The sequence below is a fragment of the Streptomyces sp. 7-21 genome (assembly GCF_016741785.1).
GTDB lineage: Bacteria > Actinomycetota > Actinomycetes > Streptomycetales > Streptomycetaceae > Streptomyces.
This window is the reverse complement of sequence record NZ_JAERRL010000003.1, coordinates 115,023-131,792: the sequence shown is the minus strand read 5'-3', so window position 1 is coordinate 131,792 and position 16,770 is coordinate 115,023. Positions and strand designations below refer to the sequence as shown.

Genomic DNA, 16,770 nt, shown 5'->3' with positions numbered 1-16,770 from the left:
CCGCGGTCCCGGCCGCGTCAGGCGGGGGTGAGGTCGCGGGCGCCGTCCCGCGTGCCGGCGCGGGCGGCGAGGGCCTCGGCCAGCCCGTCCGCGTCGTGGGTGAAGCGGGTCAGCCGCAGGGACTCGCCGTCGTCGAGCCGGATCACGCAGGTCACGTCGCGGCCGAACAGCCGCAGCAGCGCCCGGCCGCCGCTCCCGACGGGCCGCACCGACGCGAGCTGCTCCCACCGGACGGCCCGGGCCTTGCCGGCGCGGCGGTGGATGAACCCGCGCTCGCGCACGGCGTACAGCTCCGCGCCCAGCCGCCGGTGGTCGAGGGCCCGCGCGGCGCCGCGCCACAGCTCCAGCACGCCGAGCACGAGGACGGGGGCCGCGGCGGCCAGGGGCAGCCCCGCCAGGAAGGCGATGACGGCGGCGGCGGTCACCAGCCCGCCCAGCAGCAGCTCCCGCACGGCCATCCGGCCGCGCCGTCTGTTGTCCGTCCGGTGCTTGCTCAGCAGCTTTCCCAGTGCCCTCTCAGCGGCAGACGCCATCGCTTCTTTCCCTCGCGTACGTCCCTGGTGAACGTCCCTGGTGAACGTTGCCTTGTGCACTACCTCGGTCGCGGACGGCCGTCATTATGGCGGCCCGCGATGAGGCGGGAGTGAGGAGATGCTGAGAATCTTATGAGAAGGCGGCTGTGTCAAAACCGGCCCGTTTCGCCGAGCGCGGCCAGCAGCGCCGGGAGCGAGGCGCGCAGCTCCCGCTCCCAGTACGGCGGGGAGTGCGTGCCCGGGTAGAAGTGGGTCGTCACCTTGGCGCCGGCCTCCCGCAGCCGCCCGGCGAGCGTCTGGCTCTCCTCCATCATGAGCATTTCCGTGGGCGAGTACACGTCCTCGGGGAACGGGTCCGCGGGGTCTTCCAGGCCCGGGATCTCCTCGTCGGGCCCGGTGCCGGGCGGGTCGAGCGGGCCGAGCCGCCCGTCGCCGGAGGAGAGGTACACGGGGACGCCGCGCAGCCCTTCGGCCAGGTAGTACGGGTCGTTCGCCTCCCACAGGTGCCGCTGCCCGACCGGGTCGCCCCACAGCGCCAGCCAGTCCAGGCCCAGGTACGTCATGCCCGCTTCGACCGTGCGGGGGTGCTGGTGCGGGTGGACGTAGCCGCTGTAGCTGGCTACCGCCCGGAACATGCCGGGGTTGCGGGCCGCGTAGGACAGCGCGCCGAAGCCGCCCTGGGACTGGCCCGCCGCGGCCCGCAGGCCGCCCGCGCCGTACTCCTCCTCCAGCACCGGCATGACCTCCTGGAGATGGAACGCGGCGACGGCGGGCGGGCCGCCGTCGCCGTGGTTCCACCAGTCGCTGTAGAAGCCGTACAGCGGCATGCCGGGCATCACCACCAGCACGTCCCGCAGTTCGGGCCACTCCTCGATCGCGTAGTCCTCGACCCACACCCGCTCGTCGCCGAGACCGTCCGGCAGCAGGTACAGCACCGGCCAGGTCTCGCCGTCCTCCCGGTCCTCCCAGCCGTCGGGCGTCAGCAGCCGGACCCGGCCCTCGCCGCCGAGGGCGGGGGAGGCCAGCGTCAGGTCCACGATCCGGTCGGTCACCTGCTGCTCGTCCACCACCTGGACGGCGGGCTCCGCCGCCGCGGCGGGCACCACCGTGCCGGGGGCCGCCGCCAGTGCCACGGCCGCCAGGGCCGTCGTCACCTCTCCATACACCGGACTGCATCCTCTCTTCGGGTCTCGTCGCGGAGACCGGTCATGGCCCAGTGCACCAGCGGCCGCCCGGCCCAGCATCCGCGCCGGGGAGACCGCTACTGCATCGCGGGGAGTACGCGGCGCGGACCGGCGGAGAAGCACACCGGCGGTGCCGGCTGGTAAGGGTGGGGGCCGCACCATCCGCCGCGGCGGCACGCCGGCCGCGGCGGCCGCGAACGGGAGTGAAAGGACACGCCATGCCGGAACGGCGCCCGAACGTCATCGTCGTCCTCACCGACCAGCAGCGCTGGGACACCACGGGCGTGCACGGCAACCCCCTGGACCTGACACCGCACTACGACCGCATGGCGCGCCGCGGCACGCACGTCACCCAGGCCGTCACGCCGCAGCCGGTCTGCGCCCCGGCGCGGGCGGCGCTCCAGACCGGCCGTTACCCGACGGCGGCCGGCGTGTACCGCAACTCCCTGGCGCTGCCGCCGGACCGCCGCACGCTGGCCCACTGCTTCGGCGACGCCGGCTACGTCACCGGCTACCTCGGCAAGTGGCACCTCGCCAGCGCCGAACCGGTGCCGGCCGGGGAGCGCGGCGGGTACCAGCACTGGCTGGCCGCCAACATCCTGGAGTTCACCTCGGACGCCTACCGCACGGTGCTGTACGACGAGGACGGCCAGCCCGTGCTGCTGCCGGGCTACCGCTCTGACGCGCTGTTCGACGCGGCGATCCGGTTCGCCGCTGACCACCACGCCGAGCCGTTCTTCCTGTTTCTGTCGCTGATGGAGCCGCACCATCAGAACGAGGTCGACACCTACCCGGCGCCCGAGGGCTACGCGGAGCGGTACCAGGGCCGGTGGATGCCGCCGGACCTCGCCACGCTGTCGGCGCACGGCGGCACGGCGCACCGTCACATGAGCGGCTACCTGGGGCAGATCCGCCGCGTGGACGAGGGGCTCGGCAGGCTCTTCGACGCGCTGCGCTCCATGGACCTGCGCAGCAACACGATCGTGGCCTTCACCTCCGACCACGGCAACCACTTCCGCACCCGCAACGACGAGTACAAGCGCTCCTGCCACGACGGTTCGCTGCGGGTGCCGCTGGCGCTGTGCGGCCCCGGGTTTGACGGCGGCCGGGTCATCGACCGGCCCGTCAGCACGCTGGACCTGCCGCCGACGCTGCTGGACGCCGCGGGCATCGAGGTACCCGGGGACATGGACGGGCGGTCCTTCCTGCCGCTGGTGACGCGTCCTGACGCACCGTGGCCCGACGAGGTGTACTGCCAGGTCAGCGAGTCGGAGGTGGGCCGCGTGATCCGCACCGGCCGCTGGAAGTACTACGTGACGGCGCCGGGGGCGGACGCGTGGGCGGACGCGGGCGCCGAACGGTACGTGGAGACGGCGCTGTACGACCTCGCCAACGACCCGTACGAGCTGGATAACCTGATCGGGCTGGCGTCCCACCGCGACGTCGCCGATGACCTGCGGCAGCGGCTGCTGCGGCGCGCGGCCGAGGCGGGGGAGCCGATCGCGGCGGTGGAGCCGGCGGCCCCGGCGGTCAGGCCGCAGCGGCGGGTTGACCCGGCCGTGCGCGCACTCCCCCTGACAGGGGTCCGTTTCGGCCACCAGCCACGTGTCCGTTCACGTGATTGACGCCAATTTTTCGCTATTTCTTCACGTGTAATGGGCTGTGAAGTCGTTTTTGTGTGCGGATAGGAGCTGCCCAGACCGTTATCGAGACGATGCCGGAACACAACTGAAACAGTCGCCCCGCTCTGTGGTGCGATGATCCGGTGTAAGGTGAGGAGCCCCTGCGGGGGATTATCGAAAGCCTGAGCGAGCCCAGGAGGGGGCTCGTCCGGGTGCTGCACCGTGCTGGAAAACAGACTGTCGAGGGGAATGGGCTGTTTCCATGGATGCGTCCATAGCTGTACCACGAAGTAGGCTGCCGCTGTCCACCCGCATGCTGCTGCGCACCGACGGGCTCACCACGACTCTGCTGGAAGAGATAATTGGTGGTCCGCTCGCCGTGGAGAAGCAGGAACTGCCCACTGTCCCGGCTCATGAGGCAGAAAGCGGGCTTTTCAAAACCCTCGGGCTGGCGGAGGACGAGCTGGTCGGGCGCCGCCAGTCCAGGCTCATCTCCGCAGGTCACGAGGTTGTGAGCATCAACCGGGTCCACTTCCCCGCGTATGCCGCGGCCGATGTCATCCCGCCGCCCGGAGTTCCGATCGGGCAGCATCTCGTCGACAAAAACGAGGCGCTGCGGCGGGAGATCCTGTTCGCCGGATGCGACTGGTGGCCGCTGGCGAAAGACATTCCCTGCGCCCATAAGGAGTATGTGATACAGGGGCGCTCGGGCTGGCGGGTGCACGTCTCGGAGTACTTCAACCCGAAGTTCGTGAGCGTGGATCCCCAGCCTATCTGAAGTCAAACAGGCCGGACTGGTTCTCGCGGGTTCTGAAGGCGACGAACTCCTCGGCCGAATCTATTGTGAAATAAACGTTGTTCATCAGGAGTTCACGAAGCTCCGCGCCTGGACGCCTGCCGTAACGGTGCCCGGGATAGATCTTCGTGGTGCCCGGTATCTCGCGCTTGATCCGCTGGATGCTGTGGAACATGTCCACGGGCGAACCGCCGGGGCCGTTGCACAGCCCGCACCCCTCGATGAACACGGTATCCCCGGTGAACAGCGCGCCGGGCAGGGAGAAACACATGCTTCCGGCAGTGTGGCCGGGAGTCAGCAAGCCAGTAATGGTGGTTCCGCCGACCTCCAGGGTCTGACGGTCGTGCAGCGGAACAAGGCGAGCGCAGGAGAAGTCGTAGTGGTCGATCTCGACACGGCTCATGTAAGCGGGGACGCGATACTCCTCGCTCAACTCGCCTGCCAGATCGGTGTGATCGGCGTGCGCGTGGGTCAGCAGAATTCCGGTGACCCGGCATCCGGTATTCCGGACGGCCTGGCGTATCCGGTCCGGCTGCCACGCCGGGTCGATCAGCACGGCCTGGCCGCTGGCGCCGTCGACGACCAGGTAACTCACGTTGATGAACCAGTCGTTGCGCAGCCGCAGCGGGAAAATCTTGTAGCCGCGCATCATGCTCTCCCTGGTCACGGTAACCGGTGCACCCCCGGCCCGGGTGGCCGCACCACCGCCCTCTGCCGCCGGGACTGCCGTGGCGCAGTCTCGCCGACGTGCGCCGTCACCGCAAACGCGGTCCCGGGCGCTCGTCGCTCCGCCCCGGGTGTAACAGCCGTGTGCAGAAAAAGAAAACAACACAACCGCGCAACTTCACATCAGTTCACACGCCTTGACACTCCAGCACGGTCTCAGTACTCTCAGCGGGACATCGTGCGTAAAATACGCCAAACTTGCAGTAGCACTATGATAAACGGGGACCACGAATACGCGTGCGCGCTCGTGACCGGGCGTCGTCCGCGGCACAGGAATCGCTTTTACGCACTGCCTTCGTCTTTCGGCTGTGTGCCGTCATGAGTCGAACCGCGGAGCGTCCGGTCACGGACCCGGCAACCGGTCTCGCGGGGCTCGTGCCGCCCGCTGTTTCCGTCACCTACCGCCTTATGACGGCCGGTGGCACGGCGGGGCCTGAGCAGGCTGGTGACTGCGTCAGGACGCGGGTGGACGCCCCCTCGCCCGCCTTTGCTGCGGAGGGGGCACCGGGCCTGGAAGCCCTGCTCAGCGCGGGGGAGCGCGCCCAGCTGGCGCGGCTGGTCACCCCGGAGCGGCGGTGCGAGTTCGTCTTTTCCCGATACGCCGTCAAATCTGCTGTCCGCACCGCCGTCAACCTGCCGGTGCCGTACCGCGATATCGACGTCACCAAGGGCGTGTTCCACCAGCCGATACTGCGTTTTCCGGGAAATCCGGGGCTGGATGTGTCCCTGACGCACACCGGCGGCACGGTCATGGCGCTGGTCTATCCCCGCGCCTGTCCGATGGGAATAGACCTGGAGCGCGTCGACGCCCAGACGGCCGCCGCCGCCCGCGACCAGCTCACCCCCGAGGAAAGAGCGCTAGAGGCCAGTACGCCCGGAAACCGGGGCCTGCTGCCGCTGGTGATGTGGACGGCCAGGGAGGCACTTTCCAAGGCACTGGGCACCGGCTTCACCGTGCCCCTGGAACTGCTCGCGGTCGCCAACCTGAAAACGGCCGACGGCAGTTGGCACATCACCTTCCGTCAGTTCCCGCATTTTCTGGCGACCGCCGAGGTCATCGGAAATCTTGTGCTGAGCGTCGCCCGGCCCCGCCAGATCACGATGACCGCCGCCGGCGCGCCGCGCGCCACCGCAGCACAGGGGAGCATGCCATGACTCACGACTCATTCCCCGCTGCTGCGGACGAGGGCAGGACCGTATTCCTGCTCGGCGGCCAGGGAACGCAGTACTTCGGCATGGCCCGGACCCTGCTGGAGGGCGACGAGGTCTTCGGCTCGACGATCCGCCGCCTGGACCGGCTCGCCGCCGAACGCTGCGGCCGTTCGGTCCTGGAGTACCTCTACGACCCGTCGCGCGACTTCGGTGACCGCTGCGACGACCTGGTGATGACCAATCTCGGTCTGTTCATGATCGAGTATTCGCTCGCGGCGTCCCTGGCGCACCGGGGAATCACCCCCGACATTCTCATCGGCAGCAGCCTCGGCGAGTTCATAGCAGTCGCCGTCGCCGGTTATCTGCCGCCCGAGGACGTGCTCGGCTTTCTCAGCGAACTTTCCGCCTGCGTGGTCAGGGAAATGCCACCCGGCGGAATGGTCGCCGTGCTGGCTGAAATCGATCGGTTCCGGGAGGCCGTGCGCCCCCGGTCCGACATCACCATCGCCTCTGTCAACAACGCCCAGCACTTCATCATCAGCGCCGACGCCGCCGGTCTGGCACGCGCCCGCCGGGCTATGGACGCGCACCACCTGCTGTACCAGGACCTCCCGGTCGACTACGCCTTCCACTCCCCGGCCGTCGAGGCCATGGCCTCCGCCTTCCACGCCCGGGGCGGACTGATCCAGCGGATGCGCTTCGCTGTTCCCGAGGACGGCCCGCGCGTCTACTCCTCCCGCACCGCCGCGCCGCTCACCACCGTGTCGCCCGAGGCGTGCTGGGAGGTCATCCGCGGCCCGATCCGCTTTACCGAGACGGTGATGGCCGTGCCGGGACACGCCGGGCACCGGTACGTGGACCTGTCGCCCTCCTCGTCGCTCGCCGCCATCCTGCGCGCGAGCCTGCCGAAGGCCGTGATCTACCCGGTCATCACCCCCTTCCACGCCGAGGCGCAGAACATCAAACGCCTCACCGAGGGTCTGGTGACGCGCGGCGGATAACAGCGGACAACAGCCACCCCACCACCAGCGCACGCACACCACACGCACACCACACGCACACCACACGCACGCCGCACGCAGCCGAACGACGGGTCACGGAACCTGACCGAAGAGGGGACCGCCGATGGTGACGATCACGGGCATGGGGATCCAGTGCGCCGTGGCGCACGACGTGGAGACGTTCGACGCCGCGCTGCGCGCCGGACGCCACGGCTTCGGCTTCACCGAGCCCGCCCCCGGCGCGCCGCGCGCACTCGGCTTCGGCGCCCGCCTCGCCCGTGAGCCGCGCGACCTGCTCGCCGAGCGCCGCGCCGCGGGCGGCCCGCTGAACACCCGCCTGGCGTCCCTGGGCCGCCGCGCCAGCCGCACCATCGCGGCCTCGCTGCTCGCGGCGGCCGAGGCACACGAGCGGGCGGGCCTCGGCGCGGTCGCGGACCGCCGCCGCGTCGCACTGGTCGCCGCCGGAAACAACATCTCCCAGGAACTCGCCTTCGCGATGGGGGAGAAATACCGGAAGGAACCGTCCTACGTCTCGCCGCGGTACGCGCACCAGATGTGGGACAGCGATCTGCTGGGAACGGTCAGCGAAGCCCTGGAAATCAAGGGCGAAGGAATGACCGCCGGAGGCGCGTCCGCATCCGGGAACATCGGCCTCATCCAGGGAATGCGCCTCATTCGCGAAGGCAATGCCGACGTCTGCGTCGTCGTCGCCGGAATGCAGGAACTGTCCGCCGTCGAACTGCGGGCCTTCGCTCAGCTCGGCGCGCTCGGCGGCAAGCGTGACGACGCCACCGCCGGCACCTGCTGCCGCCCCTTCGACCAGGCCCACGACGGCTTCGTCTTCGGCGAGGGCGCCGGCGCCGTGGTCCTGGAGTCCGAGGCGTCCGCGCGGGCCCGGGGCGCCAGGCCGCTCGCGCGCGTCGCCGAGGGCGTCACCGCGCTCGACGGGCACCACCTCACGCAGCCGTCGCAGGAGGGCGAGGAATACGTGATGCGGGAGGCGCTCGCCCGGGCCGGCGTGGACCCCGCCGCCGTCAGCCTGGTCAGCGCCCACGCCACCGCCACGCCGCTGGGCGACGAGACCGAGGCCGCCGCGCTGGCCGCCGTGCTCGGGCCCGCCGCGAAGACCGCCTGGGTGAACGCCACGAAGTCGCTGACGGGCCACTGCCTCGGCGCGGCCGGGCTGGTCGAGGCGATCGCCTGCGTGCTCCAGCTGCGGGGCGGCTACGTCCACCCCAACCGCAACCTGACCCGCCCGGTCAGCGGAGCGCTGCGCTTCGCCCCCGGGCAGCTCACCGCCGCCCCGCTCCGCTTCGCACTCAATAACTCATTCGGTTTTGGAGGGATCAATACCACGCTGCTGCTGCAAAGCGCCGACGACCGGACACCCGTCCGGCCGGGGCGCTGATCGTCACCGCCCGTTTACCCCGTCGCCCCTGTACGGCATCCAGAGATTCCGGCTCCCCCAGTAAAGAACACCGCGTGGCACCAGCGGTGTTCACAACGTTGAGAGGATTGACATCGTGGTAGCGTATCTTTTCCCGGGTCAGGGGTCCCAGCAGCTTGGCATGGGAAAAGATCTCTTTGACGACTTCAAGGACCTGGTCGAGGAAGCCGACGACATCCTCGGGTATTCCATCCGCCGGCTCTGCCTCGAAGACCCCGACGGGCAGCTGAACTTCACGCAGTACACGCAGCCCGCCCTCTACGTCGTCAACGCACTCAGCTACTACAGCCTCCTGCGCAGCGGCGGTGCCACCCCGGACTACGTCGCCGGGCACAGCCTCGGCGAGTACAACGCCCTCCTGGCCGCCGAGGCGTTCGACTTCGGCACCGGGCTGCGGCTGGTGAAGAAGCGCGGCGAGCTGATGGGCCAGGCCAAGGGCGGCGGCATGGCGGCCGTGCTGGGCATGCCGGAAAAGGAGATCCGTGAGCTGCTCCGCTCCAGCGGCTTCGACGCCATCGACGTCGCCAACCTCAACGCCCCCTCCCAGACCGTCATCTCCGGCCGCCGCGAGGACATTGAGAAGGCGGAGGAGGTCTTCACCCGCAACAAGTCCTGCCGCTACGCGATGCTCCAGGTCAGCGGCGCCTTCCACTCCCGCTACATGGCCGACGCCGAGCGGGAGTTTGCCGGGTTCCTCGACCAGTTCGAGGTGCGCCCGCCGGCCATACCCGTGATAGCCAACGTCACCGCGCGCCCGTACCGGCCCACGGAGGTCAAGGACACCCTTGTCGCGCAGATCTCCTCCGCCGTCAAGTGGAGCGAGACGGTGCGCTACCTCATGGGCAAGGGCGTCGAGGAGATGACGCAGGTCGGGCCCGGGCGCGTGCTCACCAGCCTGGTGCGCACCATCAAGCGTGAGGCCGAACCGCTGGTCGTCCCCGACAGCGAGGAGGAGACCGACCCGGTCGTTCCCGCGCCCCGGCCCGAGGCCGCCCAGCCGGAAGCCGCGCCCCAGGCCGCGACGCCCCAGCCAGAGCCTCAGCCGGAACCCCAGCCGCAGGCCCGGCCCGGCGCCGCCAGCGGCCACGGCACCATCACCGCGGCGGACCTCGGCAGCGCCAGCTTCAAGCGCGACTACGGCATCCGCTACGCCTGCCTCATCGGCGGCATGTACCACGGCGTCGCCTCGAAGGAACTCGTCGTCGCTGCTGCCCGCGAGGGCATGCTCGCCTTCCTCGGCACCGGCGGCCTGAGCCCCGACCGCGTCGAGTCCGACGTCCGCTACCTCACCCAGCAGCTCACCGCGGGCGAGCCGTTCGGCGCCGACCTGCTCTACGACCCCGCCTCGCCTGAGCGCGAGGAGCGGATCGTCGACATCTACCTGCGCCACGGCGTGCGCACCGTCGAGGCCTCGGCGTTCATCACGATGACCCCGGCCCTCGTCCGCTACCGCCTGACGGGCCTGACCCGGAACGCCGACGGCCACGTGGTGCCCGCCAACCGGATCATCGCCAAGGTCTCCCGTCCCGAGGTCGCCACCGCCTTCCTCAGCCCCGCGCCCGCCCGCGTCGTCGACAAGCTGCTCGCCGAGGGCAAGATCAGCGCCGCCGAGGCCGAGCTGGCCCGCGAGCTGCCCGTCGCCGACGACCTGTGCTGCGAGGCCGACTCCGGCGGCCACACCGACCAGGGCGTCGCGTTCAGCCTCATCCCCGCCATGACCCGGCTGCGCGACGACATGATGGCCCGCCACCAGTACCCGCGCCGGATCCGCCTCGGCGCCGCGGGCGGCATCGGCACGCCCGCCGCCGTCGCCGCGAGCCTGGTGATGGGCGTCGACTTCGTGATGACCGGTTCCATCAACCAGTGCACCGTCGAGGCCGGCACCAGCGACCTGGTCAAGGACCTGCTCGCGGGCATCAACATCCAGGACACCGGCTACGCCCCCGCCGGTGACCTGTTCGAGTACGGCGCGCGCGTCCAGGTCCTGAAGAAGGGCGTGCTGTTCCCGGCCCGCGCCAACAAGCTGTACGAGCTGTACAAGCGGCACAGCTCGCTCGACGACATCGACGCGGCCACCGCCGAACAGCTCCAGACCCGCTACTTCAAGCGGTCGTTCGCCGACGTCTACGCCGAGGTCCGCGCCAGCCGCCCGGCCGCCGACATCGAGAAGGCCGAGAAGGACCCCAAGCACAAGATGGCGCTGGTGTTCCGCTGGTACTTCGACTACGCCACGCGCCAGGCGCTCAGCGGTGCCGACGAGGGCCGCGTCGACTTCCAGGTCCACTGCGGGCCGTCGCTCGGCGCGTTCAACCAGTGGGTCAAGGGCACCGAGCTGGAGGACTGGCGCAACCGCCGCGTCGCCGACATCAACCGCCGCGTGATGACCGGAGCGGCAGAACTGCTCCAGGCCAAGCTCGACCGCGTGGGCACGAACTGACGGGGCGTAAGACGCATGGACGGCGAGACGATGGAGTACCAAACGCTGCGGGTCCGGCGCGACGGCCCGCTGTGCCGCGTGCGGTTCGACCGCCCGGAGCACCGCAACACCATCAACGACGCGATGATCCGCGAGTGCCACCAGGTGCTCGACCTCTGCGAGCGGCACCACACGCTGGTCGTCTTCGAGGGCTCGCCCGAGGTGTTCTGCTACGGCGCCGACCTCGCGGCCTTCGGCCCCGGCGCGGGCGGCGGCGCCGAGTACGACCCCTCGCCGCTGTATGACCTGTGGCTGCGCATGGCCACCGGCCCGTTCGTGACCATCGCCCACGTGCGCGGCAAGACCAACGCCGGGGGCGTCGGCTTCGTCGCGGCCAGCGACATCGTCCTCGCCGAGAACAGCGCCACGTTCAGCCTTTCCGAGCTGCTGTTCGGGCTGTACCCGGCGATGGTCATGCCGTTCCTCATCCGGCGCACCGGCTACCAGCGCGCCCACTACCTGACGCTGCTGACGAAGCCCGTGGCCGCCTCCCAGGCGGCGGAGTGGGGCCTCGTCGACGCCTGCGCCGAGCGCGGCGGACCGCTGCTCTCCCAGCACCTCAGCCGGCTGAGCAAGCTGCCCAAGGACGGCATCGAGCGGTACAAGCGCTTCATGACCTCCCGCCTCCAGCCGCTCGCGGAGCAGCGGGAGGCGGCCATCGCCGCCAACCTGGAGATCTTCTCCAGCGACGTCAACCGCGACCGGATCGCCCGTTTCGTCGAACACGGCATCTATCCGTGGGAAGCCGTGGAGGCGTCACCGAGCACCACGACCCCCTGACCAGTGAGCCATCGGGCACCGCACGCGCGTGGATGAGAGAAGACCAATGAGGATCACCTTCGATGAGATCGAGTCCCTGGCCCAGTCACCGCTGAGCTTCCCCGCGCTCTGCGAGCGCTACCCGGACGACAAGCCGCTGCGCTTCTACCAGGAGCGCGATGGCCTGTCCGAGGTGTCCCCGCGCGCGCTGCGGCGGCGCGTCGCGGCGCTCGGCGCCGAACTGGCCGGCGTCTGCGAGCCGGGCCAGCGGGCGGTGCTGCTGCTGCCGCGCGTCGAGGACTACGTCATCGGGCTGCTCGCCTGCTTCCACGCCAACGTCGTCGCCGTGCCCACCGTCGTCGACGCCGCCAACCGCTCCGCGGCGAGCGCCGAGATGATCGCCTCCGTCGCCGCCGACAGCGAGGCCGTCTGCCTGCTCGCCGACCCCGGCACCGCCCGCTGGATCGAGGACAAGGACGCCGCCGCCGGGCGGCGGCTGCTGACCGTGCCCGCCGGGGAACCGGCCGGTGACGGCGAGGACGGCGGGGAGGAAACGCTCGCGCCGCCGCGCGCCGCGGACCCGGACGACCTGGCGATGATGATGTACACCTCGGGCTCCACGTCGCTGCCCAAGGGCGTCATGGTCACCCACCGCGCGCTGCTCTACCAGGCCGCGCTCGCCGCCGCGCTGTGGGAGATCGACGACGAGTCCACGGTCGTGTCCTGGCTGGCGCTCACCCACAACTTCGGTCTGCCGCTCGGCCTGCTGGTGCCGCTGCTGACCGGCGCCGCCACCGTGCTGCTCGCCCCCGGGCTGTTCGTCTCCGACCCCGGCTACTGGCTCGAACTCCTCAGCCGCTACCGGGCCACGCACACCGGCGCGCCCAACTCCACGCTCGAGTACTGCGTCAACTCCGTCAGCGTCGACGAGCTGCGGGACGTGTCGCTGGACTCCGTCATCAGCATCTTCTGCGCCGGCGAGCCGCTGCGGGAGCAGACGGTGACGACGTTCACCGAGACGCTCGCCCCGCTGGGCCTTAGGCCGGACGCCGTGCGGCCCCACTACGGCACCACCGAGGTCGGCTGCCTCGCCACCGAGAGCTCCGGCTCCCAGCTGACCGTCTTCCGGGCCGACGTCGAGGCGCTGGCGCGCAACAAGGCCGTCCGCGTCACGGACGACCGGAAGTACCGCCCGCTGGTCCGCAACGGCAAGGTGCGCGGCCCGCTGTCGCTGCGCATCGTCCACCCGGAGACACGCGAGGAGTGTGCCCCCGGCGACGTCGGCGAGATCTGGTTCAAGTTCGCGGGCAACGGCCGGGGCTACCACGGCAAGCCGCAGGAGAGCGCCGAGTCGTTCGACGCTGCCCTCGCCACCACCGGCGAGGGCGGCTACTTCCGCACCGGCGACCTGGGCTTCCTCGACGACGGCTACCTCTACCTGGTGGGCCGGGTCAAGGAACTCCTCATCGTCAACGGCATGAAGTACTACCCGCCGGACCTGGAGACCACGGTCCGCAAGCGGGTCCCCGAACTGCGGCTGACGACCGCCGTGTTCGCCACCGAGGGCGAGACCGCCGAACGGATCGTCCTGGTCCAGGAGCTGCCGGAGCGGCTCAGTGAGGACGAGTACCAGCGGCTCGTGCGGCGGGTGCGTGCCGTCGTCTCCGACTACTACGGCATCGCGCTGCACGACATCGTCTTCACCGAGCCGGACGCCATCCCGCGCTCCGGCATCGGCAAGGTCCGCCGGAACAGCTGCCGCGAGCGGTACGAGTCGGGCGAGCTGCCGGTGTGGTTCAGCGCCCGGGGCGGCGCTGGAACCGCTCCCGGCACCGGCCAGGCGCCCGCGGCCGGGACGGAAGAGGTCCGGCACCGCCTGGTCCACGATGTGGTGGCGCCCGCCCTCGACGTGACGCCCGACGACGTGCGCGCCGTCGACGCGCTCGGCGAACTCGGCTGCACGTCCATGCAGTACATCCAGCTGGCCAAGAAGATCGAAGAGGTCTTCGGGCTGCCGTTCACCCCGGCCAAGCTGTTCCGCCACAACCGGCTCGGCGAGCTGGCCGCCCACCTCGCCGAGCACACCGGTGCCACGGCCGCCGGGGACGGTACCCCGCCCGCACCCGCTCCCGCGCCGCAACCGGCAGCCGTTCCCGCCGCAGCGCCGGAGCCCGCCGCGGCGGCGCCCGCACCCCAGCCCGGCGGCAACGACGGCGATGACGGCGACGCCGGCGCCATCGCCGTCATCGGCATCGCCTGCCGCTTCCCCGGCGGCGCCAACGACCCCGACGCGTTCTGGCGCAACCTGGACACCGGCACCGACTGCATCACCCCCATCCGCGACAGCAGGCCGCAGCTGCTCACCGACCAGGCGCGCCAGCACGGCGACCTCACCGACTTCCCCGAGTCGGCCGGATTCGCCGACGGCGTCGACGAGTTCGACGCCGCGTTCTTCGGCATCTCGCCGCTGGAGGCCCAGGCCATGGACCCCCAGCAGCGGAAGCTGATGGAGCTGACCTGGCACGTCATCGAGGACGGCGGCTACCGCCCCTCGGCGCTGCGCGGCCGCCGCGTCGGCGTGTACGTCGGCGCGCACAGCGCGGACTACGCGGAGCTGCTGTTCAGCCAGCCCGCGCTGGCGGAGACCTACGGCGCCTACATGGACTCCGGCACGCATCCCGCGCTCCTCGCCAACCGCGTCTCCCGCTGGTACGACCTGCACGGCCCGAGCCGGGTGTTCAACACCGCCTGCTCCAGTTCGCTGATCGCCCTCGATGCGGCCGTGCGCGACCTGCGCGCCGGCGCCTGCACCGAGGCCGTCGTCGGCGGCGTCAACACTCTGCTCTCCGCCCGGTCCTTCCACGTCAACTACAAGTCCGGCATGCAGGCCAGCGACGGCCGCTGCAAAACGTTCGATGCGCGCGCGGACGGATATGTTCGCGCCGAGGGCTACGGGGCCGTCCTCCTCAAGCCGCTGGCCGCCGCCGAGCGCGACGGCGACCGCGTCTACGCCGTCATCCGGGGCACTGCCGCCAACCACGACGGCCAGACCGACTCGCTGCGCGCCCCCAACCCGGCCGCCCAGAAGGAGCTGATCACCGCCGCGTTCGCCGACGCCGGCATCGCCCCCGGCACCGTCGGCTACATCGAGGCCCACGGCACCGGCACCGCGCTCGGCGACCCCATCGAGGTGCAGGGCCTTGTCGACGCCTTCCGCGAGCTCGACCCCGCGCTGCCTGCCGGCTCCTGCGGCCTGGGCTCGGTGAAGACGCACATCGGCCACCTCGAATCGGCCGCCGGCATCGCCGGGTTCATCAAGCTGCTGCTGTGCCTGCGGCACCAGCGGCTGCCGGGGCTGCTGCACTTCCAGAAGCTCAACCCGTTCATCGAGCTGGACGGCACCCCGTTCCGCGTCGTCGCCGAGGCCGAGCCGTGGCAGCGCAAGCGCGACGCGTCCGGCGCCGAACTGCCGCTGCGGGCCGGCGTCAGCTCCTTCGGCTTCGGCGGCGCCAACGCGCACGTCATCGTTGAGGAGTACCGGGGCGCCGCCCGCCCCGCCCCGGCCGAGGCGCCCGGCCCGCTGCCCATCGTGCTCTCCGCCCGCGACGAGGACCGGCTCCGCGCGCAGGCCGGGAACCTGCTGCGCTACCTGGCGGACCACCCCGCAACGGACGTCGCCGCGCTCTCCCGCACCCTGCGCACCGCCCGCGAGGAGATGGCCGAACGGCTGGCGTTCGAGGCGGAGTCGGCCGAGGAGGCCGCCTCCCGGCTGCGCGCCTACCTCGCCGGGGAACGCGCCGAGGCCGGCATCTTCACCGGCAACACCAAGCAGTCCCGTGACTTCGCCGCCTTCTTCGGCGAGGACGACGACCTGCGGGACTTCCTGGGCGTCTGGCTGCGCGCCCGCAACTACGCCAAGGTGCTGGACCTGTGGGTGCGCGGCGTGCCGGTGGACTGGTCGCCGCTGGAGGAGGGCACGGCGTCCGCCCTGCCGGCGCCGCCCGGCCTGCCCGGCTACCCGTTCGCCCGCGACCGCCACTGGTTCACCGACACCTTCGGCGACGACCGGCCCGCCGCCGGCGGCCCCCGCTCCGGCGGCCAGCTGCACCCGCTGGTGCACGAGAACGTCTCCGACTTCGCCGAGGAGCGCTTCCGTTCGCACTACAGCGGCCAGGAGTACTTCCTGCGGGACCACGTCGAGCAGGGCCGCCCCAGCCTGCCCGCCGCCGCCTGGCTGGAGGCCGCGCGGGCGGCGGTCTCGCTGGCCCACGGCCGCGGCACCGCCCACACCGGGATCGTCCTGTCCGACCTGTCCTGGGACGAGACCTACGTGCGGGAGCCCGGCACCGCCGGCCCCGTGGACATCTCCCTGATGCTCGACTCCGCCGGCGCCGTCGACTTCGACTGCTACCAGCCGCAGGGCGGCGCGGGCGACGGCCAGAACGGCGGCCAGAACGGGGAACAGAGCGACGACCCGAGCGACGACCTGAGCGAGAACGTGCGGCTGTTCTGCCAGGGCCGCGCCACGCTTGCCGAGGACACGCCGGACAGCACCGTCCCGGTGGTGTCCGGCAGCGCCGAGCCCCACTGGTCGGCGGCGGACGCCGAGGCCGCGCTCGCCCGCGCCGGAGTGCGCAACGGCCCCGCCTACCAAGCGCTGACGGAGGTGCGCAAGGCGCCGGACCACTGCGTCGCCCTGCTCCGGCTGCCCCGCGAACTGTGCCCGACCGCCGGTGACTTCGTCGCCCACCCGGTGCTGCTGACGGCGGCGCTCCAGGTGGCCGCGCTGTGGCCCGGCCGGCTGTCCGCCGAGGCCGGCACCGTGCCGTCCGCGCTGGAGTCCATCGACGAGGTCCGGTTCCTCGGCCGCTGCACCGACGAGGCCCGCGCCGTCATCACCGAGAGCACGGCCGCCCGCGAACCCGGCGACGCCGCGCCACCGCTCGACATCGTGCTCAGCGACGCGGAGGGACGCCCGCTGATCCGCCTGACCGGAGTCCGTTTCGGGCCGCGCGCCGCGGCTGCGTGAGCGGCACCGACCGGATTCCGTGACGAGAAGCCAGGAGTGAGGGGT

11 protein-coding genes are annotated in these 16,770 nt (G+C 71.2%); 8 read left to right on the top strand and 3 right to left on the bottom strand.

Annotation, left to right across the window (positions count from 1 at the left end; translation table 11 throughout):
* Window positions 1-17: 17 nt before the first annotated feature.
* Together JK356_RS04465 and JK356_RS04460 are read right to left on the bottom strand one after the other, a co-directional pair.
* Window positions 18-533 carry a hypothetical protein gene (locus JK356_RS04465; RefSeq protein WP_201866206.1) on the bottom strand — a complete coding sequence of 172 codons (516 nt, stop codon included), beginning with the start codon at window positions 531-533 and terminating at the stop codon, window positions 18-20.
* Between the two features lie 149 nt (window positions 534-682).
* The gene (locus tag JK356_RS04460; protein ID WP_307815400.1) at window positions 683-1,687 is read right to left on the bottom strand and encodes an alpha/beta hydrolase-fold protein; all 1,005 of its coding nucleotides are present in this window, start codon (window positions 1,685-1,687) and stop codon (window positions 683-685) included.
* Window positions 1,688-1,935: 248 nt separating this feature from the next.
* Between JK356_RS04460 and JK356_RS04455 the strand changes: the two genes are divergently transcribed.
* A complete protein-coding gene (locus tag JK356_RS04455) occupies window positions 1,936-3,342 on the top strand; it encodes a sulfatase-like hydrolase/transferase (protein ID WP_201866204.1) in 1,407 nt (468 codons plus the stop codon).
* A gap of 310 nt (window positions 3,343-3,652) precedes the next feature.
* On the top strand, window positions 3,653-4,117 hold the full coding sequence (locus JK356_RS04450) for a hypothetical protein (RefSeq protein WP_201866203.1): 465 nt from the start codon (window positions 3,653-3,655) through the stop codon (window positions 4,115-4,117).
* On the opposite strand, the gene JK356_RS04445 is transcribed toward JK356_RS04450, so the two are convergent.
* Window positions 4,110-4,787: an MBL fold metallo-hydrolase gene (locus JK356_RS04445; RefSeq protein WP_201866202.1), complete on the bottom strand. Its 678-nt coding sequence runs from the start codon at window positions 4,785-4,787 to the stop codon at window positions 4,110-4,112. The two genes, JK356_RS04450 and JK356_RS04445, sit on opposite strands and share 8 nt — an antisense overlap.
* Window positions 4,788-5,326: 539 nt before the next feature.
* On the opposite strand from JK356_RS04445, the gene JK356_RS22305 reads away from it, so the two are divergent.
* The 6 genes from JK356_RS22305 (at window position 5,327) to JK356_RS04415 (ending at window position 16,725) form a co-directional block, all read left to right on the top strand.
* A complete protein-coding gene (locus JK356_RS22305) occupies window positions 5,327-6,016 on the top strand; it encodes a 4'-phosphopantetheinyl transferase superfamily protein (protein WP_201866201.1) in 690 nt (229 codons plus the stop codon).
* A complete protein-coding gene (locus tag JK356_RS04435; protein WP_201866200.1) occupies window positions 6,013-7,014 on the top strand; it encodes an acyltransferase domain-containing protein in 1,002 nt (333 codons plus the stop codon). The genes JK356_RS22305 and JK356_RS04435 overlap by 4 nt, the downstream gene beginning before the upstream one ends.
* A gap of 124 nt (window positions 7,015-7,138) precedes the next feature.
* The gene (locus JK356_RS04430) at window positions 7,139-8,422 is read left to right on the top strand and encodes a beta-ketoacyl synthase N-terminal-like domain-containing protein (RefSeq protein ID WP_201866199.1); all 1,284 of its coding nucleotides are present in this window, start codon (window positions 7,139-7,141) and stop codon (window positions 8,420-8,422) included.
* A gap of 115 nt (window positions 8,423-8,537) precedes the next feature.
* Entirely contained in the window at window positions 8,538-10,898 is a 2,361-nt protein-coding gene (fabD, locus tag JK356_RS04425) for an ACP S-malonyltransferase (protein WP_201866198.1), read from the top strand.
* A gap of 15 nt (window positions 10,899-10,913) precedes the next feature.
* Window positions 10,914-11,717 carry an enoyl-CoA hydratase/isomerase gene (locus JK356_RS04420; protein ID WP_201866197.1) on the top strand — a complete coding sequence of 268 codons (804 nt, stop codon included), beginning with the start codon at window positions 10,914-10,916 and terminating at the stop codon, window positions 11,715-11,717.
* Between the two features lie 46 nt (window positions 11,718-11,763).
* Complete coding sequence (locus tag JK356_RS04415; protein ID WP_201866196.1) at window positions 11,764-16,725, top strand: beta-ketoacyl synthase N-terminal-like domain-containing protein; 4,962 nt, start codon at window positions 11,764-11,766, stop codon at window positions 16,723-16,725.
* Window positions 16,726-16,770: the final 45 nt, after the last annotated feature.